The 15627-nt window shown below is 38.2% G+C and carries 11 protein-coding genes and 1 pseudogene; 9 read left to right on the top strand and 3 right to left on the bottom strand.

The genetic code is table 11. From position 1 onward, the window contains the following. Positions 1–67: 67 nt before the first annotated feature. The 6 genes and pseudogenes from trpD (at position 68) to trpA (ending at position 5013) form a co-directional block, all read left to right on the top strand. Positions 68–1066, top strand: a complete 999-nt coding sequence (gene trpD / locus HMPREF9456_RS04085; protein WP_006842199.1) for an anthranilate phosphoribosyltransferase — start codon at positions 68–70, stop codon at positions 1064–1066. A 20-nt stretch (positions 1067–1086) separates the two neighbouring features. Continuing rightward, positions 1087–1659 carry an NAD(P)H-dependent oxidoreductase gene (locus tag HMPREF9456_RS04080; protein WP_006842198.1) on the top strand — a complete coding sequence of 191 codons (573 nt, stop codon included), beginning with the start codon at positions 1087–1089 and terminating at the stop codon, positions 1657–1659. Continuing rightward, complete coding sequence (locus HMPREF9456_RS04075; protein WP_006842197.1) at positions 1659–2837, top strand: MFS transporter; 1179 nt, start codon at positions 1659–1661, stop codon at positions 2835–2837. The genes HMPREF9456_RS04080 and HMPREF9456_RS04075 overlap by 1 nt, the downstream gene beginning before the upstream one ends. An 8-nt stretch (positions 2838–2845) precedes the next feature. Next, positions 2846–3628 (top strand): indole-3-glycerol phosphate synthase TrpC, encoded by a 783-nt coding sequence (gene trpC, locus HMPREF9456_RS04070; RefSeq protein WP_006842196.1) that lies wholly within the window; start codon positions 2846–2848, stop codon positions 3626–3628. Beyond that, positions 3625–4248: a phosphoribosylanthranilate isomerase gene (locus HMPREF9456_RS04065; RefSeq protein ID WP_018074757.1), complete on the top strand. Its 624-nt coding sequence runs from the start codon at positions 3625–3627 to the stop codon at positions 4246–4248. The genes trpC and HMPREF9456_RS04065 overlap by 4 nt, the downstream gene beginning before the upstream one ends. Next, positions 4241–5013 (top strand): annotated as a pseudogene (gene trpA, locus HMPREF9456_RS04060) (tryptophan synthase subunit alpha). The gene HMPREF9456_RS04065 and the pseudogene trpA overlap by 8 nt, the downstream one beginning before the upstream one ends. Before the next feature lie 62 nt (positions 5014–5075). On the opposite strand, the gene HMPREF9456_RS04055 reads toward trpA, so the two are convergent. Then, entirely contained in the window at positions 5076–6269 is a 1194-nt protein-coding gene (locus tag HMPREF9456_RS04055) for an outer membrane beta-barrel protein (RefSeq protein ID WP_006842193.1), read from the bottom strand. Positions 6270–6416: 147 nt separating this feature from the next. On the opposite strand from HMPREF9456_RS04055, the gene HMPREF9456_RS04050 reads away from it, so the two are divergent. From HMPREF9456_RS04050 to mazG, 3 genes are all read left to right on the top strand, one after another. Then, complete coding sequence (locus HMPREF9456_RS04050; protein WP_006842192.1) at positions 6417–8063, top strand: phosphoethanolamine transferase family protein; 1647 nt, start codon at positions 6417–6419, stop codon at positions 8061–8063. A 152-nt stretch (positions 8064–8215) separates the two neighbouring features. After that, entirely contained in the window at positions 8216–10252 is a 2037-nt protein-coding gene (locus tag HMPREF9456_RS04045; RefSeq protein ID WP_006842191.1) for a protein-disulfide reductase DsbD family protein, read from the top strand. Positions 10253–10298: 46 nt separating this feature from the next. Then, positions 10299–11081 (top strand): nucleoside triphosphate pyrophosphohydrolase, encoded by a 783-nt coding sequence (gene mazG, locus HMPREF9456_RS04040; RefSeq protein ID WP_026177022.1) that lies wholly within the window; start codon positions 10299–10301, stop codon positions 11079–11081. Between the two features lie 84 nt (positions 11082–11165). On the opposite strand, the gene glgP is transcribed toward mazG, so the two are convergent. Then, positions 11166–13751 carry an alpha-glucan family phosphorylase gene (glgP, locus tag HMPREF9456_RS04035; protein WP_006842189.1) on the bottom strand — a complete coding sequence of 862 codons (2586 nt, stop codon included), beginning with the start codon at positions 13749–13751 and terminating at the stop codon, positions 11166–11168. A 150-nt stretch (positions 13752–13901) separates the two neighbouring features. Continuing rightward, positions 13902–15554, bottom strand: a complete 1653-nt coding sequence (locus tag HMPREF9456_RS04030; RefSeq protein ID WP_006842188.1) for a glycosyltransferase family protein — start codon at positions 15552–15554, stop codon at positions 13902–13904. Between the last annotated feature and the right edge of the window lie 73 nt (positions 15555–15627).

The following is a 15627-nucleotide window of genomic DNA, read 5'->3' as shown; positions in this document are numbered from 1 at the left end:
ATCTCTTAGCTGATAGCCGTTAGCAAATATAATAACGGCTAAAAGCTATAAGTTAACAGCTAAAGACATGAAACAAATATTAAACAGACTCTTTGAGCATCAATATCTCAACAGATGTGAAGCAAAGGAAATATTGACAAAGATGGCTGCCGGAGACTATAATGACTCGCAAATTGCAGCATTCATCAGCGTCTTTCTTATGCGCAGTATCAGCGTTGATGAGTTTCTCGGATTTGCAGATGCACTTTTAGATCTGCGAGCCAATGTAGATGCGCTGGCAGCTTACAACCCTATCGACATAGTAGGTACAGGCGGAGATAATAAGAATACATTCAACATTTCAACGCTGTCTTGCTTCGTTGTTGCCGCATCAGGATATAAGGTTGCCAAACATGGTAATTACGGGGCAACCTCAGTCAGTGGAGCATCCAATGTAATGGAACAGCACGGTGTGAAATTCACATCCGATGTGAGCAAGCTGGAAGCATCTTTAGACAAAACCAATATAACTTACTTGCATGCCCCTCTGTTCAACAACGCACTTAAGGTGGTTGCACCCGTACGTAAGGCACTTGGTGTTCGCACCTTCTTTAATATGCTGGGACCGGTGGTTAACCCAATAAAACCAAAGCGCACGGTGTTAGGTGTTTTCAATCTGAAAATGGCACGTCTGTATTTCTATATGTATCAACAAACGGATGTGGATTATTCGATTGTACATAGTTTAGACGGATATGATGAAATATCATTAACGGGAGATTTCAAAATAATCAATAAATTTGAAGAAAAAATATACAGCCCCGAACTAATTGGTTTTGAACGTTGCAAAGAAGCCGACCTGGACGGTGGCGCAACGCCGGAAGATGCCGCTAAGATTTTTGATAATATCATCTGCAATACAGCGACTAAAGCACAAAAAAATGCGGTGATTGCAAACGCTGCTACAGCAATTCAGACAATTGATCCGAATATGTCTTTCGAAGATAGCATTGCACAAGCGCGGGAAACAATAGAGAGCGGAAGGCTAAAGGATACATTTTTGAGATTCTTAGAGTTAAACACTTAATATATCAACGATATTCTGATATGAAAAAAGTTTTAATAATTAACGGACATCCCGACAAAGAAAGCTTTTGCTTTGGGCTGCATCAGCAATACAAGAAAGGTACTCTGGCAAAAGGAAATGAAGTAAAAGAGATCATCCTCGCTGAAATGAATTTCAATCCCATACTGATGTATGGCTATCGCAAAAGAACGGAACTCGAGCCCGATCTGTTGGAAGCTTGGGACAAGTTGCAATGGGCAGAACATATTGTTTGGATTTACCCTACATGGTGGGCATCCCCTCCTGCTCTATTGAAAGGATTTATAGAAAGGCTATTCCTTCCGGGATTCACTTTTGAATATCAGGAAAAGTCTCCGTTTCCAAAAAAACTATTGATGGGAAAAACATCTGAAATCATCAGCACGATGGATGCACCTGTTTTTTATTACAAATGGATAGTGAAAGATATCGGAGGAAAAATGATAAGAAAAAATATCGGTGCATTTTGCGGTATTAAAAATATCAGAACAACTTATCTGGCAACAATAAAAGGATCAACTCCCGAACAACGGGAAAAATGGTTAAACAAAATAGAGCTATTAGCTCGTAAATAATGGATATAACGACCAATACAACATCGAAAGAACGTATACGACTAGCTATTTTCTGTCTGTATTTTTGTTCGGGTATGTGCTTTTCCAGCTGGGCTAGCCGAATTCCCGATATAAAGAATTCTTTGGGACTGGGTGATGCAGCATGGGGTACTATCCTGTTAATGATCCCTATCGGACAGATATGCGGGATGACCATATCAGGCTTACTCATATCCAGAGTGGGAAGTAAACGTATTCTACCCTTAGCTCTTACAGGCTATGTCTTAGCGTTGCTACTTATAGGGCTTTCAGGTTCTGAATATGCCTTGATTATGAGTCTTATATTTTTCGGCTTTTGCGGCAATTTCTGCAATATATCAGTCAATACTCAGGCTGTAACGCTTGAAGCTACTTATAATAAACCGATCATGGCCTCCTTTCATGGAGGGTGGAGCTTGGCAGGATTGGCCGGTGCATCCGTAGGGCTGTTAATGGCATCGCTAAAGTTCAAACCTATCTATCATTTTTGCATCATCGGAACACTTGTTCTTATAGCTGTCTATCTCAATATGCGCTATCTTCAGGCTGATCTTAAAAAGCAAAAAGATCCGTCGGATGTTGCAGCTAGAAAGAAGAATAAACCGGAGAAGTTTCTGTTCTTACTGGGCATTGTGGCATTTTGTGGTATGGCTGCCGAGGGTGCTATGGCCGACTGGAGTGGGCTTTATCTGATAGATGTAGTAGGCACTCCGGTACATATGGCCCCTATCGGACTAGCAGCATATATGATAACGATGGCATCAGGACGATTTGTTATCGACAAGGCCACTCAGAAATGGGGTTCGCAACGTGTTGTTCAAGTAGGAGGTATCCTTATAGCAACAGGACTGTTCGCTGCTGTAGCTTTTCCGCATTTCATAACTACTATCATAGCCTTTATGATTATCGGGTTGGGTACGGCGGGTATTGTACCCACAGTGTATAGTATTGCCGGACAGAAAACAAAAATATCAACAAGTATAGCACTGACATTAGTATCCAGTGTGAGTTTCCTCGGCTTTTTGATGGGACCTCCTCTGATCGGGTATATTGCAAGTGCAACCAACTTGCGATATTCTTATGCACTGATAGGTATGTTCGGCATTTGCATTGTAGCATTGGCTTCTGTTATTAACGTTCTGAAGAAAGAAAAACAATAATATAAGATATGACTAATATTTTAGATAAGATAATTGCAAACAAACGGTTGGAAGTAGAAAGACATAAAAAAGACACTTCTATCAACGAATTAGAAAAAAGATTATCGACAATCACTACTCCTGCCTCTTTTAAAGAAGCTATCAAGAATTCAAGAACAGGAATTATTGCGGAATTTAAGCGTCGCTCACCTTCTCGTGACTGGATCTTTAAAGATGCAAAAATAGAAGATGTAATTCCTCTATACTCCCAAAACGGAGCTAGTGCAATATCTGTACTTACCGACATGGATTTCTTTGGAGGGGAATTAGCTGATCTAGAATTAGCCGGAAGTCTTACAAAAATGCCATTATTACGTAAAGATTTCGTAGTGGATGGATACCAATTGTATCAGGCTAAAATATCGGGAGCCAGTGCCATATTACTGATTGCCTCAGCTCTGACGATAGATGAAACTAAACAACTGGCACAGAAAGCAAAGGAACTACACCTTGATGTTTTGTTGGAAATTCATAACGAGCAGGAACTTCATCATATCAATGATAAAGTAGACGTTGTAGGGGTCAACAACCGCAATCTGGGAACCTTTGTTACAGATATACAAATCTCTTTTGACTTGGCAGATAAGATACCGAGCGACTTTATTAAGATATCCGAAAGTGGTATATCTGAACCTCAAACAGTCATCGATCTGCAACAGGCAGGATACAAAGGATTCCTGATGGGAGAGAACTTTATGAAAACAAGTAATCCGGGGAAAGCATTGGAAGACTTTATAAACCAATTGGCATGAAGATAAAAGTCTGCGGGATGAAATATCCTGAGAATATACAGGAGTTAAACAAATTACCTATTGATTATATGGGTATGATATTCTATCAGAAATCACCCCGCTATATCGATTATCAACTATGGCAAGACGTAGGGAATATAGACTCTAGTAATATCAAAAGAGTAGGCGTATTTGTGAATTCAGGAATAGATTTCATCGTTGAAATGATTGACAAATATAAGTTAGACTTAATCCAATTGCACGGAAACGAATCTCCAAACTTTTGTAGCGAGTTAAACAAGTTTATGCCTATAATTAAAGCTTTCTGTATTTCCGAGTCTTCTGACTTTGAACAGACTAAAGCATACGAGGGGCTTCGGGGATATTTCTTATTCGATACCAAAACCCCACAATATGGCGGTTCAGGGAAAAAATTCGATTGGGCAATACTAGATACTTATAATGGAGATACTCCATTTTTCCTTAGTGGAGGGATATCAGCTGAAGACATTCAGCAAATAGAAGCAATAAAGCACCCTCGGCTATACGGAGTAGACCTTAATAGCAAATTTGAAATAGAACCGGGGTTAAAAGACATACAACTACTTGATCAATTTATAAAACAACTAAGAAATGAATAGAATAAAGCAACTGTTTGAAAAAAAGAAAAGAATATATTATCCATCTATTTTACTGCCGGATTTCCGCAATTGAATGACACCTTCAATGTTATTCGCGAATTAGAAGCAAATGGTATCGACCTGATAGAAATAGGTATTCCATTTTCAGATCCGATGGCTGATGGCCCAACTATTCAGGAAAGTGGAACAATTGCTCTTCGCAATGGCATGACATTAAAGGTCTTATTCGAACAGTTGAAAGACATCCGTAGCGAGGTAACGATACCTCTCATCTTGATGGGTTATCTCAATCCGATTATGCAATATGGTTTTGAGAACTTTTGCAAACAATGCAAAGAAACAGGTATAGACGGAGCTATCATTCCCGATCTTCCGTTCAATGACTATATATCTCAATATAAACCAATAGCAGACAAATACGATATAAAAATAGTTATGCTCATCACCCCTGAAACATCAGATGAGCGTATTCGCCTGATAGATGAACATACCGATGGCTTTATCTACATGGTTTCGTCTGCGTCTACTACTGGTGCACAGAGTAATTTTGATGATAAAAAGCAAGCTTATTTCCGAAAAATAAACGAAATGAATCTTCGCAATCCCCGTTTGATTGGATTCGGTATATCTAACAAAGCTACGTTAGAAGCAGCACAAGAGAATGCTAGTGGAGCAATTATCGGAAGTAAATTTATCACATTACTAAAAGAAAGTGCCAATATAAAAGAGGCAGTAAAAGCTCTAAAAGAAGCGTTGAGCAAATAAAAAATCCTTTACTTATACATAGTCCCATAAGTAAAGGATTCCGGTTATTTTGTAATATCCAATTAGAAGGTATATCCCAAGACTATGTTATAGGATTTGAATCGATCATTATAGTTTTCTTTTGATGTATCTTCTTTCAGGTATTGTTCCATTGAAGCCAGAACAAAGATCGAATGTTTGTTTTTCAGTATATAAGATGCTCCTATGTTAAGATAACAACCGACAAAAGGGCTTCTAAGTTCGTATTTTTGCCAACTATTAGACCATTCACTAACCATAAACTTACTGTCGTCGCCCAATAAATGTGTATAGGATATTCCCGCACCTATCATTGGCTGTATTTTGTTTAATGAGAATTTGTATTCTGCACCTAACTTTCCAGTAATAATTATAGCTTTCAATTTGAATTCTGATTCTCCTTCAAGAAAATATGGAAGAGCTTGCGAAAAAGAAAAACGCGAGAAAGACATATCCAATTGCAATGAGAATGATTTAGACCAGCGAGGATTATACAAATTCATCTTTCCTCCTATAACAGGTTGTGTCCCTTTAAGAGTACAGTAGCTATTTCCCGAATAACTATTCAAAGAATAAGTTTGTAGCTGTACTCCTGCATAAACAGAGAATGCCGTTTTGATAGAATTTTCATCCGGATGCTTATTTTCAAAGATAACGCATTCTTCTCCCGTAGTACATACTTTATCATGATATGTTTTTGCTATTTCAATAAAAGTCTTTTGACTAAAATCCATCTTATTCAAATTATTCACAATAGATGGATAATCATTAAAGTAATAGCTAATAAGATTCTTATATTTATTATCCTGAATAATACGTCGATCCCTTTCAACATCAGGAGCCTTCGATATTTCTATCATCTTACCATCTTTCTCGAAGAAGAAGTATTTTTTAGCAGTCGTATCATAGTAATAAAGGTTCATCACACCTTCTACAAGATATTCAAGAAAGAATTTCTGGGGAACACTATCTATTGTCACATCACGTGTTACATAATATTTTCCTTCATCTGAGAATCTATAACCTGCAATATCACCGGGATAATATGTTTTTTCAGCCTGCTCTGATTTGAATGTACATCGTGTTGCATTTATGGCATCCGTCCTAAAATCGATCAAGCCAAATATTGTATCGTTATCATTGGTTATAACATAGCCTTTTTTATAATTATTTTGGGCATTAAGAGAGGCTAACAATACTAAAGAAATAAATGGGCATAAAAATAATTTCTTTTTCATAAATTCAGTTTTTCATAGTGTAAAATGTTAAAATAGGAAGCGAATGTATTAAAAAATTAAATAAAAAAGAACATTTTTTAATATAAAATTCATAGTAAAAAATAATATCTTTGCTCATCAACTTAAGCACAACTTTTTACCCAGTTAATGACTAAGATTAAAGAATATACAAAGTGGATAGGAAAACTTATATACAGATATAAATTTACTATACTGGCTCTAATATATATTGGTCTAATAGCCTTTCTGCCTATCAATTTAGCTCCAAGTATTCCAATGGCTATACATGTAGCTTCATTCCTATTCGTCCTAAATATATTAGCCAAGACCAAATACACATTTGTAATTACATTTATACTCGCATTTATACTTACGTTCAATGCCTATTTCGCATTTGTCTTAGGGAGCGATATTTCGCTGGATATGATGGCTTCGATATTCGAAACGCATACGACAGAAGCTGCGAGTATGCTGAAAGGTGGAGTACTGATCGGTGGTCTGATAGCATTAACTACTACAACTCTTCTTCTGTGGTTATCCGAAAAAGAACTTAAGGAAGCTAGGCTTTCTATAAAATGGTCTTTAGTAGGATTGTTGATTTATATCTTTTTATTCCTACCGTTTGTTTCTTACAAACGCATCGCTTACGAATATCAAGAAGACCTGTTTATGGAATTCCCGATTCGGGTAGGACAAGATAAAGTAAATATGTATGCGCCGATTCTCTATGGCAATATAGCAACAATTTTGGCTTACCAAGAAGAGATGGCGCAACTACGGAAGTTTGCTGATCAGAGCAACAAAAAGCTTCCCGAAGGAATACTACTCAATGACACAGTACAAAAACCCGAAAAAATATACCTTGTAATCGGAGAGAGTGCCTATCGCAAACACCTTTCTCTGTATGGTTATCCGATAAAAACAACTCCGTTTTTGGATAGCTTGGCACAAAGTGTACCCTCCCCTATAAATTACTATAATGGTATTGCAGCAGCACCTTTTACACGGAACGCTTTACGTATAGCCTTGTCGTTTGCATCGCCAACAAATATGACGCCATTTTATGAAGAGAAAACACTTATAAACCTCGCCAATGATGCAGGATATGAAACTTATTGGTTATCCAATCAAGGTGCATCGGGTATTCAGGATTCTTATTTGGGATATTTAGCAGCAGGAACAGACAAAGCGGTATTTACCAAAGGTGGATATCTGGCCAATGATGATTTCGATCTGATCCCGATACTAAAAGAAGAACATAAACCGGATAAAAAACAATTCTTTATTATACATTTGGTGGGAAGTCATAATAATTACTCGGACAGGTATGATACAATAGATGCCAAAGCAATACCAAGCTCGGGCTCACCTCTGCAAACAGACTATGATAGATCTATACATCATACCGACAGGGTGATGCGTGAAATATACAAGGTGATGCAACAAGATACCACAGCTGTATTCTTTCATTTTTCCGATCATGGAGAGATATTAGGTAAAGGACACGGCCCTTGGAAAAATGGTATTGCCCAATATGACATTCCACTCATAACAATACAGAAGAATGAAAGCAGGATCAACTCCGTAATGACTAAATACGTTGATCCAGTAACCAAGCTGATCAACAATTCGAGCACGATATATATACTAGCAGAGATGATGGGATATATTATACCACAGAAGTACGTAGACAAATCTATTGAGGACGGACGCTATGTGCGCCATAGCGACCAAAGCTATTCTCCATATTCTGAAATAAAAGAAGAACCCGAATACATCAAGTTTAAGTATTAATTAATAAAAAATAAAGACTATTACGATAAGTAAATATCTATAAATACAAATAAGTAAATTAATCATAAAAGCGATCAGGCTGTTTATCTATATAGAGTCTTTTTGCTAACTTTGGACTTCTTATTTTAAAATAATTCGTATAGATACTTTCTATGAAAAAAATATCATTTTTATTTTTCCTGTCAATCGTTCTGTCAGTATCGCTTTATGCTCAGCAACCTGCGTCATGGACAACCAAGCTTGTTGATAAAGGAAACGGAGAAGTTGAATTAACGACAACTTTTCGAATAGATCCTACATGGCATATCTTTGACATAACTATTCCCGAAAATGGACCGATGCCCACAACGATCTCAATCGATAAGTTGAAGGGCGCAACTAAAGTCGGTAACCTGAAAGCGGTCAACTCCAAATTGAAGAAAAAATATGACGACATATTTCAGATGGAGTATGGCTATTATGAAAATCAGGCTACTTTTGTTCAAACACTTAAAATAACCGACAAAGCAGCTTTCGCTCTCGAAGGTGATTTTCGTGGACAGGTATGTAGCGAGATTGACGGGCAGTGTATTCCGATAAAAATTGATCTGGACTTCAAATCAAAAGATTTACCGGCTACAGTTGTTGCAGCTAAAGCAGGCGAATCCGATAGTGCATCGGAAGGATTATTAGCCGAACAAGTTCAAGCCGACAGCTTATCTTCATCGGTATCAAGTACCACAGCAAACGTAAGCAGCGAAGAACTTTGGACTCCTGTAATAGGCGATCTGAAAGCTTATGGTGCTGCGGGAGATACCTCTGACATGTCACTCCTTTGGATTTTCTTAGGGGGCTTTGGCGGTGGACTTATCGCCCTACTTACACCTTGTGTATGGCCGATGCTACCTATGACCGTAAGCTTTTTCCTTAAACGAAATAAGAAAAACAAAGAAAAAGCAATAAAAGATGCGATTACCTACGGAGTGGGAATTATCATTATATATGTTACTCTCGGTTTATTAATAACCGGAATATTTGGAGCCAGCGCTCTGAATGATTTAGCCACAAGTGCCATATTCAACCTGATATTCTTTGCCTTGTTAGTGGTGTTTGCAATATCATTCTTCGGTGCATTCGAGATCGTTTTACCATCTTCATGGACGAACAAAATGGATCAGAAAGCCGATTCTACTACAGGTATTATCAGTATTTTCTTCATGGCTTTTACACTAGCACTCGTTTCATTCTCTTGCACCGGGCCTATCATAGGCACATTGTTGGTACAGGCAGCCGGATCGGGCAGCATAATAGCCCCCGCAATCGGGATGTTGGGCTTTGCTGTAGCTTTGGCTATTCCATTTTCTTTATTTGCAATATTCCCTTCTTGGCTCGAAAGTATGCCAAAATCAGGAGGATGGTTGAACTCTGTAAAAGTCGTATTAGGGTTCTTAGAGCTCGCGCTTGCCCTGAAATTCTTATCAGTAGCCGACCTTGCATACAAATGGGGTATATTAGACCGTGAAGTATTTCTAGTATTATGGATTGTGATATTCGTTTTGCTTGGTGTCTACTTGTTAGGTAAATTAAAACTACCGCACGACAGCGACCTGAAATATGTTTCTATTCCACGTTTGCTTATGGCTATTGTTTCATTTGCTTTTGCGGTGTATATGGTTCCGGGGTTATGGGGTGCTCCTCTTAAAGCAATCAGTGCATTTGCACCACCATTATATACTCAAGACTTTAGCCTATACAATGGAGTTGTTCATGCCAAGTTTGAAGACTATGAGGCTGGCATGAAATATGCTCAGGAGAAAAACAAACCTGTTATTATAGACTTTTCGGGCTATGGCTGTGTAAACTGCCGCAAGATGGAAGCTTCTGTTTGGACAGACCCGCGTGTAAAACAATTGCTTGACGAAGAGTATGTACTTATCACCCTGATGGTAGACGACAAAACCAAATTGAGTGAGGTGATGGAAGTTCAGGAAAACGGTAAGACTACAAAATTGAGAACTATTGGTGACAAATGGAGTTATCTGCAACGACATAAATTTGCGACAAACTCTCAGCCCTATTATGTTCTTTTAGACCATGCCGGAAAACCAATAGGTCCATCATACGCATACGATGAAGATGTAAATAAATACATCGAATTCCTGAAAAAAGGATTGGATAATTTCAAAAAGAAAAAAGAAGAAGTAAAATAAAATGAAAGCAGGCAGCAGCCTGCTTTCTCTAAATTTATACACGATGATGCATACAAGAGAACAAAAAATGGAAGCCTTTGGACGTTTGCTCGACATCATGGATGAGTTGCGGGTAAAGTGTCCGTGGGATGCAAAACAGACAAATGAGAGCTTGCGTACCAATACGATAGAAGAGGTTTATGAACTATGCGAAGCCATTATTCAGAATAGTGATGAAGCCATCAAAAAAGAGCTTGGAGATGTTTTGCTACATGTTGTATTTTATGCAAAGATCGGGGAAGAAAAAGGAACATTTGATGTAGCTGATGTATGTCATGCTTTGTGTGACAAATTAATATATCGCCATCCTCATGTATTCGGAGATGATGCTGCGAAGACAGCCGGAGAGGTTGAAAAATCGTGGGAACAACTAAAACTAAAAGAAAAGGGAGGAAACAAAACTATTCTTGAAGGCGTTCCGGCATCATTGCCATCTATAGCAAAGGCTCACCGAATACAAGATAAAGCTCGCAATGCCGGCTTCGATTGGGAGAACAGAGAAGACGTGTGGGATAAAGTTTCAGAGGAACTTCAAGAGTTGAAAAACGAAATATCAAAAATGGATCAAGATAAGACAGAAGCTGAATTTGGAGATATGTTTTTTAGCCTTATTAATGCAGCCCGTCTATATAAAGTCAATCCGGATAATGCTCTTGAACGCACCAATCAGAAGTTTATACGCCGTTTCAATTACATAGAACAAGAAGCAAAAAAGCAAAATAAGAATTTAAAAGATATGACCTTAGCCGAGATGGATGCATTATGGAATCAGGCTAAAGCGATGGAATAGTTCTTATAAAAAGAACTTAACTCTCTGGCATAAAAAAAGACGCATTTTATGAAATGCGTCTTTTTTGATAGTATATTATTTATATTAGATCCAACGAACAAAAGCAAAGTCCTGACGATGTGCCATATCTGCATGCTTAGGATATACACGATAAGCAAAGTTACATAGTCCCGGAATCTTGGCTATTGCATTCAGCTCAAAATATAGTTTCGAACCCTCTGTCTTAACCAACTTAAAGTCTTCAGAAGAGATAAACTTGTCTGTTTTCTTATCCGCATCATATTCGGTAAGCACACAGTCTATGCCCAAATCTCCTTTCATATCTCTCTTGTCAATAACAACTTCCACTTTAATCTTTTCACCTTCAGTAAAGTTATTTGAAGCAAGCGGAGCTCCATCTTTTATATTCTGACCATTGAAAGTAACCTTCTCTACTACAAGTTTGTCCCAGTTAGCAGCGGTATCTTCTTTCCATGCGGCCAATTCTTTTGCCTTAGCATAGTTATTCGCTGTAACCAGTTTGACACGTTCTCGTTCTGGCTTGTAGAAGTTCTTGATGTAGTCATCAATCATTCGCTTAGTTGTATATTCAGGTGCGATATTAGCGATTGAGTTCTTTACAAACTGTATCCACTCTGGCGAATATCCTTTAGAGTTACGTGCATAATAAAGAGGTAATATCTCATTCTCGAAAGTAGAATAGATTTCTGCTGCATCTAATTCATCCTGATAAGCCTGATTAGAATAAGTACGTTTATCTGTCAGACACCAGCCGGCTTCTTTTTTGTAACCTTCGTACCACCATCCGTCAAGTACAGAGAAGTTAAGAACTCCGTTCATTTCGGCCTTTTCGCCTGATGTACCCGAAGCCTCAAGTGGACGAGTTGGTGTATTCAACCAAATATCTACTCCCGAAATTAAACGTTTCGCTAAACGCATGTCATAGTTCTCAAGGAAGATTATCTTACCAAGGAATTCTGGACGGCGTGAGATTTCTACAATCTGTTTGATCAAACCTTGTCCTGCACCATCTGCAGGGTGAGCTTTGCCTGTATATAAGAACTGGATTGGATATTTTTCATTATTTACCAGCTTTGCCAAACGGTCAAGGTCTGTAAATAACAGGTGTGCACGCTTATAAGTAGCAAAACGACGACCAAATCCAACGAGTAATGCGTCCGGATTGATTTTATCTACAATGTTGAAAATCGCTGAAGGAGCCTTCTGGCTCTTTATCCAGCCTTCTTTCATTTGTTCTTGCACATAGCTGATAAGACGTTTTTTCAAGATAGAACGAACATTCCATAGATCTTCGTCTTTTACACTATATATATTATCCCAAATCTCATGATTGGACTGATCTTCATAGAAGTTCTTATCAAATGTTTTTTCATACAGCAACTTCATTTCTTTTGCTGTCCAAGTCGGCATATGCACCCCGTTTGTTACATGCCCTACGTGCAACTCTTCAGGGAAATAAGCCGGCCAAACTGGCTGGAACATCTGACGAGAAACAATACCATGCAGATAACTAACACCGTTAGCTTCAAGGCAGGTGTTGAGCGCAAATACACTCATGCTGAATTTCTCTCCACTGCCCGGATGCTCACGTCCCATATCAACAAAGTCTTGCCAAGAGATGCCTAGACGTGCAGGATAGTTACCTAAATATTTACCAAGAAGACCTTCGTCAAAATAGTCGTGTCCTGCAGGAACTGGAGTATGCACTGTATACAAACCTGAAGCACGTACAACCTCTAGCGCTTGATTAAATGTTAGACCTTCACCTTCGATCAGATCGAGCAAACGCTGTACATTAATAAGAGCTGCATGACCTTCGTTGCAATGATAAATTTCTTTTTTAATACCTAACTTATTAAGCAATAAGATACCTCCTATACCAAGCAAATACTCTTGTTTTAGACGATTTTCCCAATCTCCACCATATAATTGGTGAGTAATAGGTTTGTCGAACTCGCTATTCAAGTCGATATCGGTATCGAGTAAGTATAGGCTTATACGCCCTACATTTACTTTCCATATATTTGCGTATATATCTCTATCCGGATACGGAACGGCCAAAATCATTTGATTGCCATCCTCATTCAGCACCGGCTCGAGAGGAAGATCTCCAAAGCTTTGAGGCTCATAGTTTGCTACCTGCTGCCCGTCAGGAGAAATAGATTGGGAGAAGTATCCGTAACGATAGAGGAAGCCCACTCCTGTAAGATCTACATGACTGTCACTTGCCTCTTTTAGATAGTCTCCGGCCAAAACACCTAAGCCTCCCGAATATATCTTTAATACATGAGTAAAACCATATTCCATACTAAAATATGCAACAGACGGTTTTGATGTATCAAATTTTTGAGACATATATTTTTCGAACTTCTTAATAACGTTATCTACTTTATTCATTAAGGTAGCGTCTTTAAGAATCTCTTCTATTCTTTCATTAGATAATTTATGAAGTAATAGAACCGGATTATTGTCTGATTCTTTCCAAAGTTCCGGATCAAATTCGGCGAAAAGATCAGTAGCTTCATTGTTCCATACCCACCATAAATTACGTGAAATTTTTTCAAGCGGCAATAATTCTTTTGGTAAGTTCACTTGTGTATGCGCACTTCTCCATGTAGGATTATTCGAATAACTTGCTTTAATTCTCATAGATGTTATATATTTAAACTTGTATTGATTATCTTAAGATGTTGCGATGTATAATTGTAAAAATACAAATATAACATATTTAGCAACCTTTATCGTTATATTACCTAATTATAACTTTTATAAAAGCTGCAAACGTTTGCAAAGTTTAATTTACTTTCTTTCAGAAGCTTTAGCTAATGCTATATCATACGCTTCTTCATAATATTTGAAAAAATGCCCCCAATCTGCCAATGCAGCCCTATCGAGTGCAGCCTTACGCAAGATACGTTCTTGCTCTGCACTTTTGGTTGTCATTTCAAACACTCTGTTACAAATATCTTCTGACACTTCTATAAAGTTGTAATCGTCTCTAGTCACTACCTCTGCTCCGTCATCCATTCCTTTTTCATCTCCTTCTTTACGCATCCACAAGCCAAATCCGGCTAAAGATGTAGTAATAGTAGGAACTGAAAAAGCAATACTTTCGTGAGGCGTATATCCCCAAGGCTCATAATATGAAGGGAAAACAGACACGTCCATTCCTATCAACAAGTCATAGTAAGGAATATTAAAAATACCATCATTCCCATTCAAGTATGAAGGCACGAAGATAACTTTCACTCTATCTTCCTTTCTGTTTTGTAGTTTCAAATACGAAATTTGGTTCAATATAGAGTCATTATTCATATTTTTCAACCAGTGAGTTATATGAGGAAAGGTCAATGATGTATCGGGGGTCTCGTTTTTGCTTAATCGTTCTTGCAGGTCTGTACGGGGAGTATCTATCCACGCCGGCACCATAATGAATGCAATCACATCTTTTTCGAGTTGCTTAATGTGTTCCAATCTATTCATTGCATCGATAAAGACATCAAGCCCCTTGTTTCGGTATTCATAACGTCCGCTGGTTACCACCAGAAGGGCATCCTCTTGTATGTCATACCCTAATAACTTTTCGGTAACATTGATTAGTTTTTTTCTTGCTGCAAGACGCTTGGCTTCGTGTTCTTCGCCAACAGGTATAAAGTCTTTCTCGAAACCATTTGGAGTTACCAAAGGTTCACGGTGAAGTAATTGCTTACATTCTTTGGCTGTTATATCACTCACTGTAGTAAAACAATCCACTTGCTGAGCCGCCGTTTTCTCCACAGAATGCTTTGCTTGCATATTTAATTCACGAGCCATCTGATCACTATCGTATGCAAACAAATAGTTGTATAACGGTTTGCCATTTCCTGCGATGGAGCGACCGATGGATGTAGCATGGGTAGTAAACACAGTGCCCACTTTTGGCAAACGATCTTTGACATAAAGTGCACCTATTCCGAGCATCCACTCGTTGAAGTGTGCTATGACTTTCTTATTTTCAAGATTATAATATCTGTAGAAACTTTCTATTATGGCACCTGTAGCATAGGCAAACATACACGCTTCGTCGTAATCGCCATACGCATGCAGAGAATCTACTCCAAACTTGTGCCACATGTAGCTATATATCTCATCTTTATGAGCAAAGAGGCTTTCAAAATCAACGAGTATCACAATCGGTTCACCCGGAACGAGCCACCTTCCGACTCTTACCTTCAACCTATCGTATATCGAGATTGTCTTTACCCATTCGGCAAACAATTTGTTGTCTTCTTGAAACCAAGGGCTTGTAGTCTCTTTCCAAATATCAGGACCGATGAAGATTGCTCTGTCTTTATACTTTTCCTGCATTGTTTTTGCTTTAGTCGACAGCACAGTGTAAATGCCTCCAACCTTGTTACATACCTCCCAGCTTGTTTCAAAAATATAATCAGGATTATTGAGTCGCTTTGCCATAAATGATGCTAATTCGTGTCTTAAGTTTATAAATAAATAGAATTAAATAAAAGCAAATAAAGGCTATCGTTCC

Origin of the sequence: Dysgonomonas mossii DSM 22836 (assembly GCF_000213575.1) — a bacterium.
Taxonomy (GTDB): domain Bacteria; phylum Bacteroidota; class Bacteroidia; order Bacteroidales; family Dysgonomonadaceae; genus Dysgonomonas; species Dysgonomonas mossii.
This window is presented reverse-complemented; position numbering and strand designations above follow the sequence as displayed.

What these genes read in the sequence shown, in the direction of transcription:
- HMPREF9456_RS04045 (WP_006842191.1), top strand. Translation starts at nt 8,216, where the DNA reads ATGAAAAAAATATCATTTTTATTTTTCCTGTCAATCGTTCTGTCAGTA.
- HMPREF9456_RS04075 (WP_006842197.1), top strand. Translation starts at nt 1,659, where the DNA reads ATGGATATAACGACCAATACAACATCGAAAGAACGTATACGACTAGCT.
- trpD (WP_006842199.1), top strand. Translation starts at nt 68, where the DNA reads ATGAAACAAATATTAAACAGACTCTTTGAGCATCAATATCTCAACAGA.
- HMPREF9456_RS04080 (WP_006842198.1), top strand. Translation starts at nt 1,087, where the DNA reads ATGAAAAAAGTTTTAATAATTAACGGACATCCCGACAAAGAAAGCTTT.
- HMPREF9456_RS04065 (WP_018074757.1), top strand. Translation starts at nt 3,625, where the DNA reads ATGAAGATAAAAGTCTGCGGGATGAAATATCCTGAGAATATACAGGAG.
- HMPREF9456_RS04050 (WP_006842192.1), top strand. Translation starts at nt 6,417, where the DNA reads ATGACTAAGATTAAAGAATATACAAAGTGGATAGGAAAACTTATATAC.
- glgP (WP_006842189.1), bottom strand. Translation starts at nt 13,751, where the DNA reads ATGAGAATTAAAGCAAGTTATTCGAATAATCCTACATGGAGAAGTGCG.
- HMPREF9456_RS04030 (WP_006842188.1), bottom strand. Translation starts at nt 15,554, where the DNA reads ATGGCAAAGCGACTCAATAATCCTGATTATATTTTTGAAACAAGCTGG.
- trpC (WP_006842196.1), top strand. Translation starts at nt 2,846, where the DNA reads ATGACTAATATTTTAGATAAGATAATTGCAAACAAACGGTTGGAAGTA.
- mazG (WP_026177022.1), top strand. Translation starts at nt 10,299, where the DNA reads ATGCATACAAGAGAACAAAAAATGGAAGCCTTTGGACGTTTGCTCGAC.
- HMPREF9456_RS04055 (WP_006842193.1), bottom strand. Translation starts at nt 6,269, where the DNA reads ATGAAAAAGAAATTATTTTTATGCCCATTTATTTCTTTAGTATTGTTA.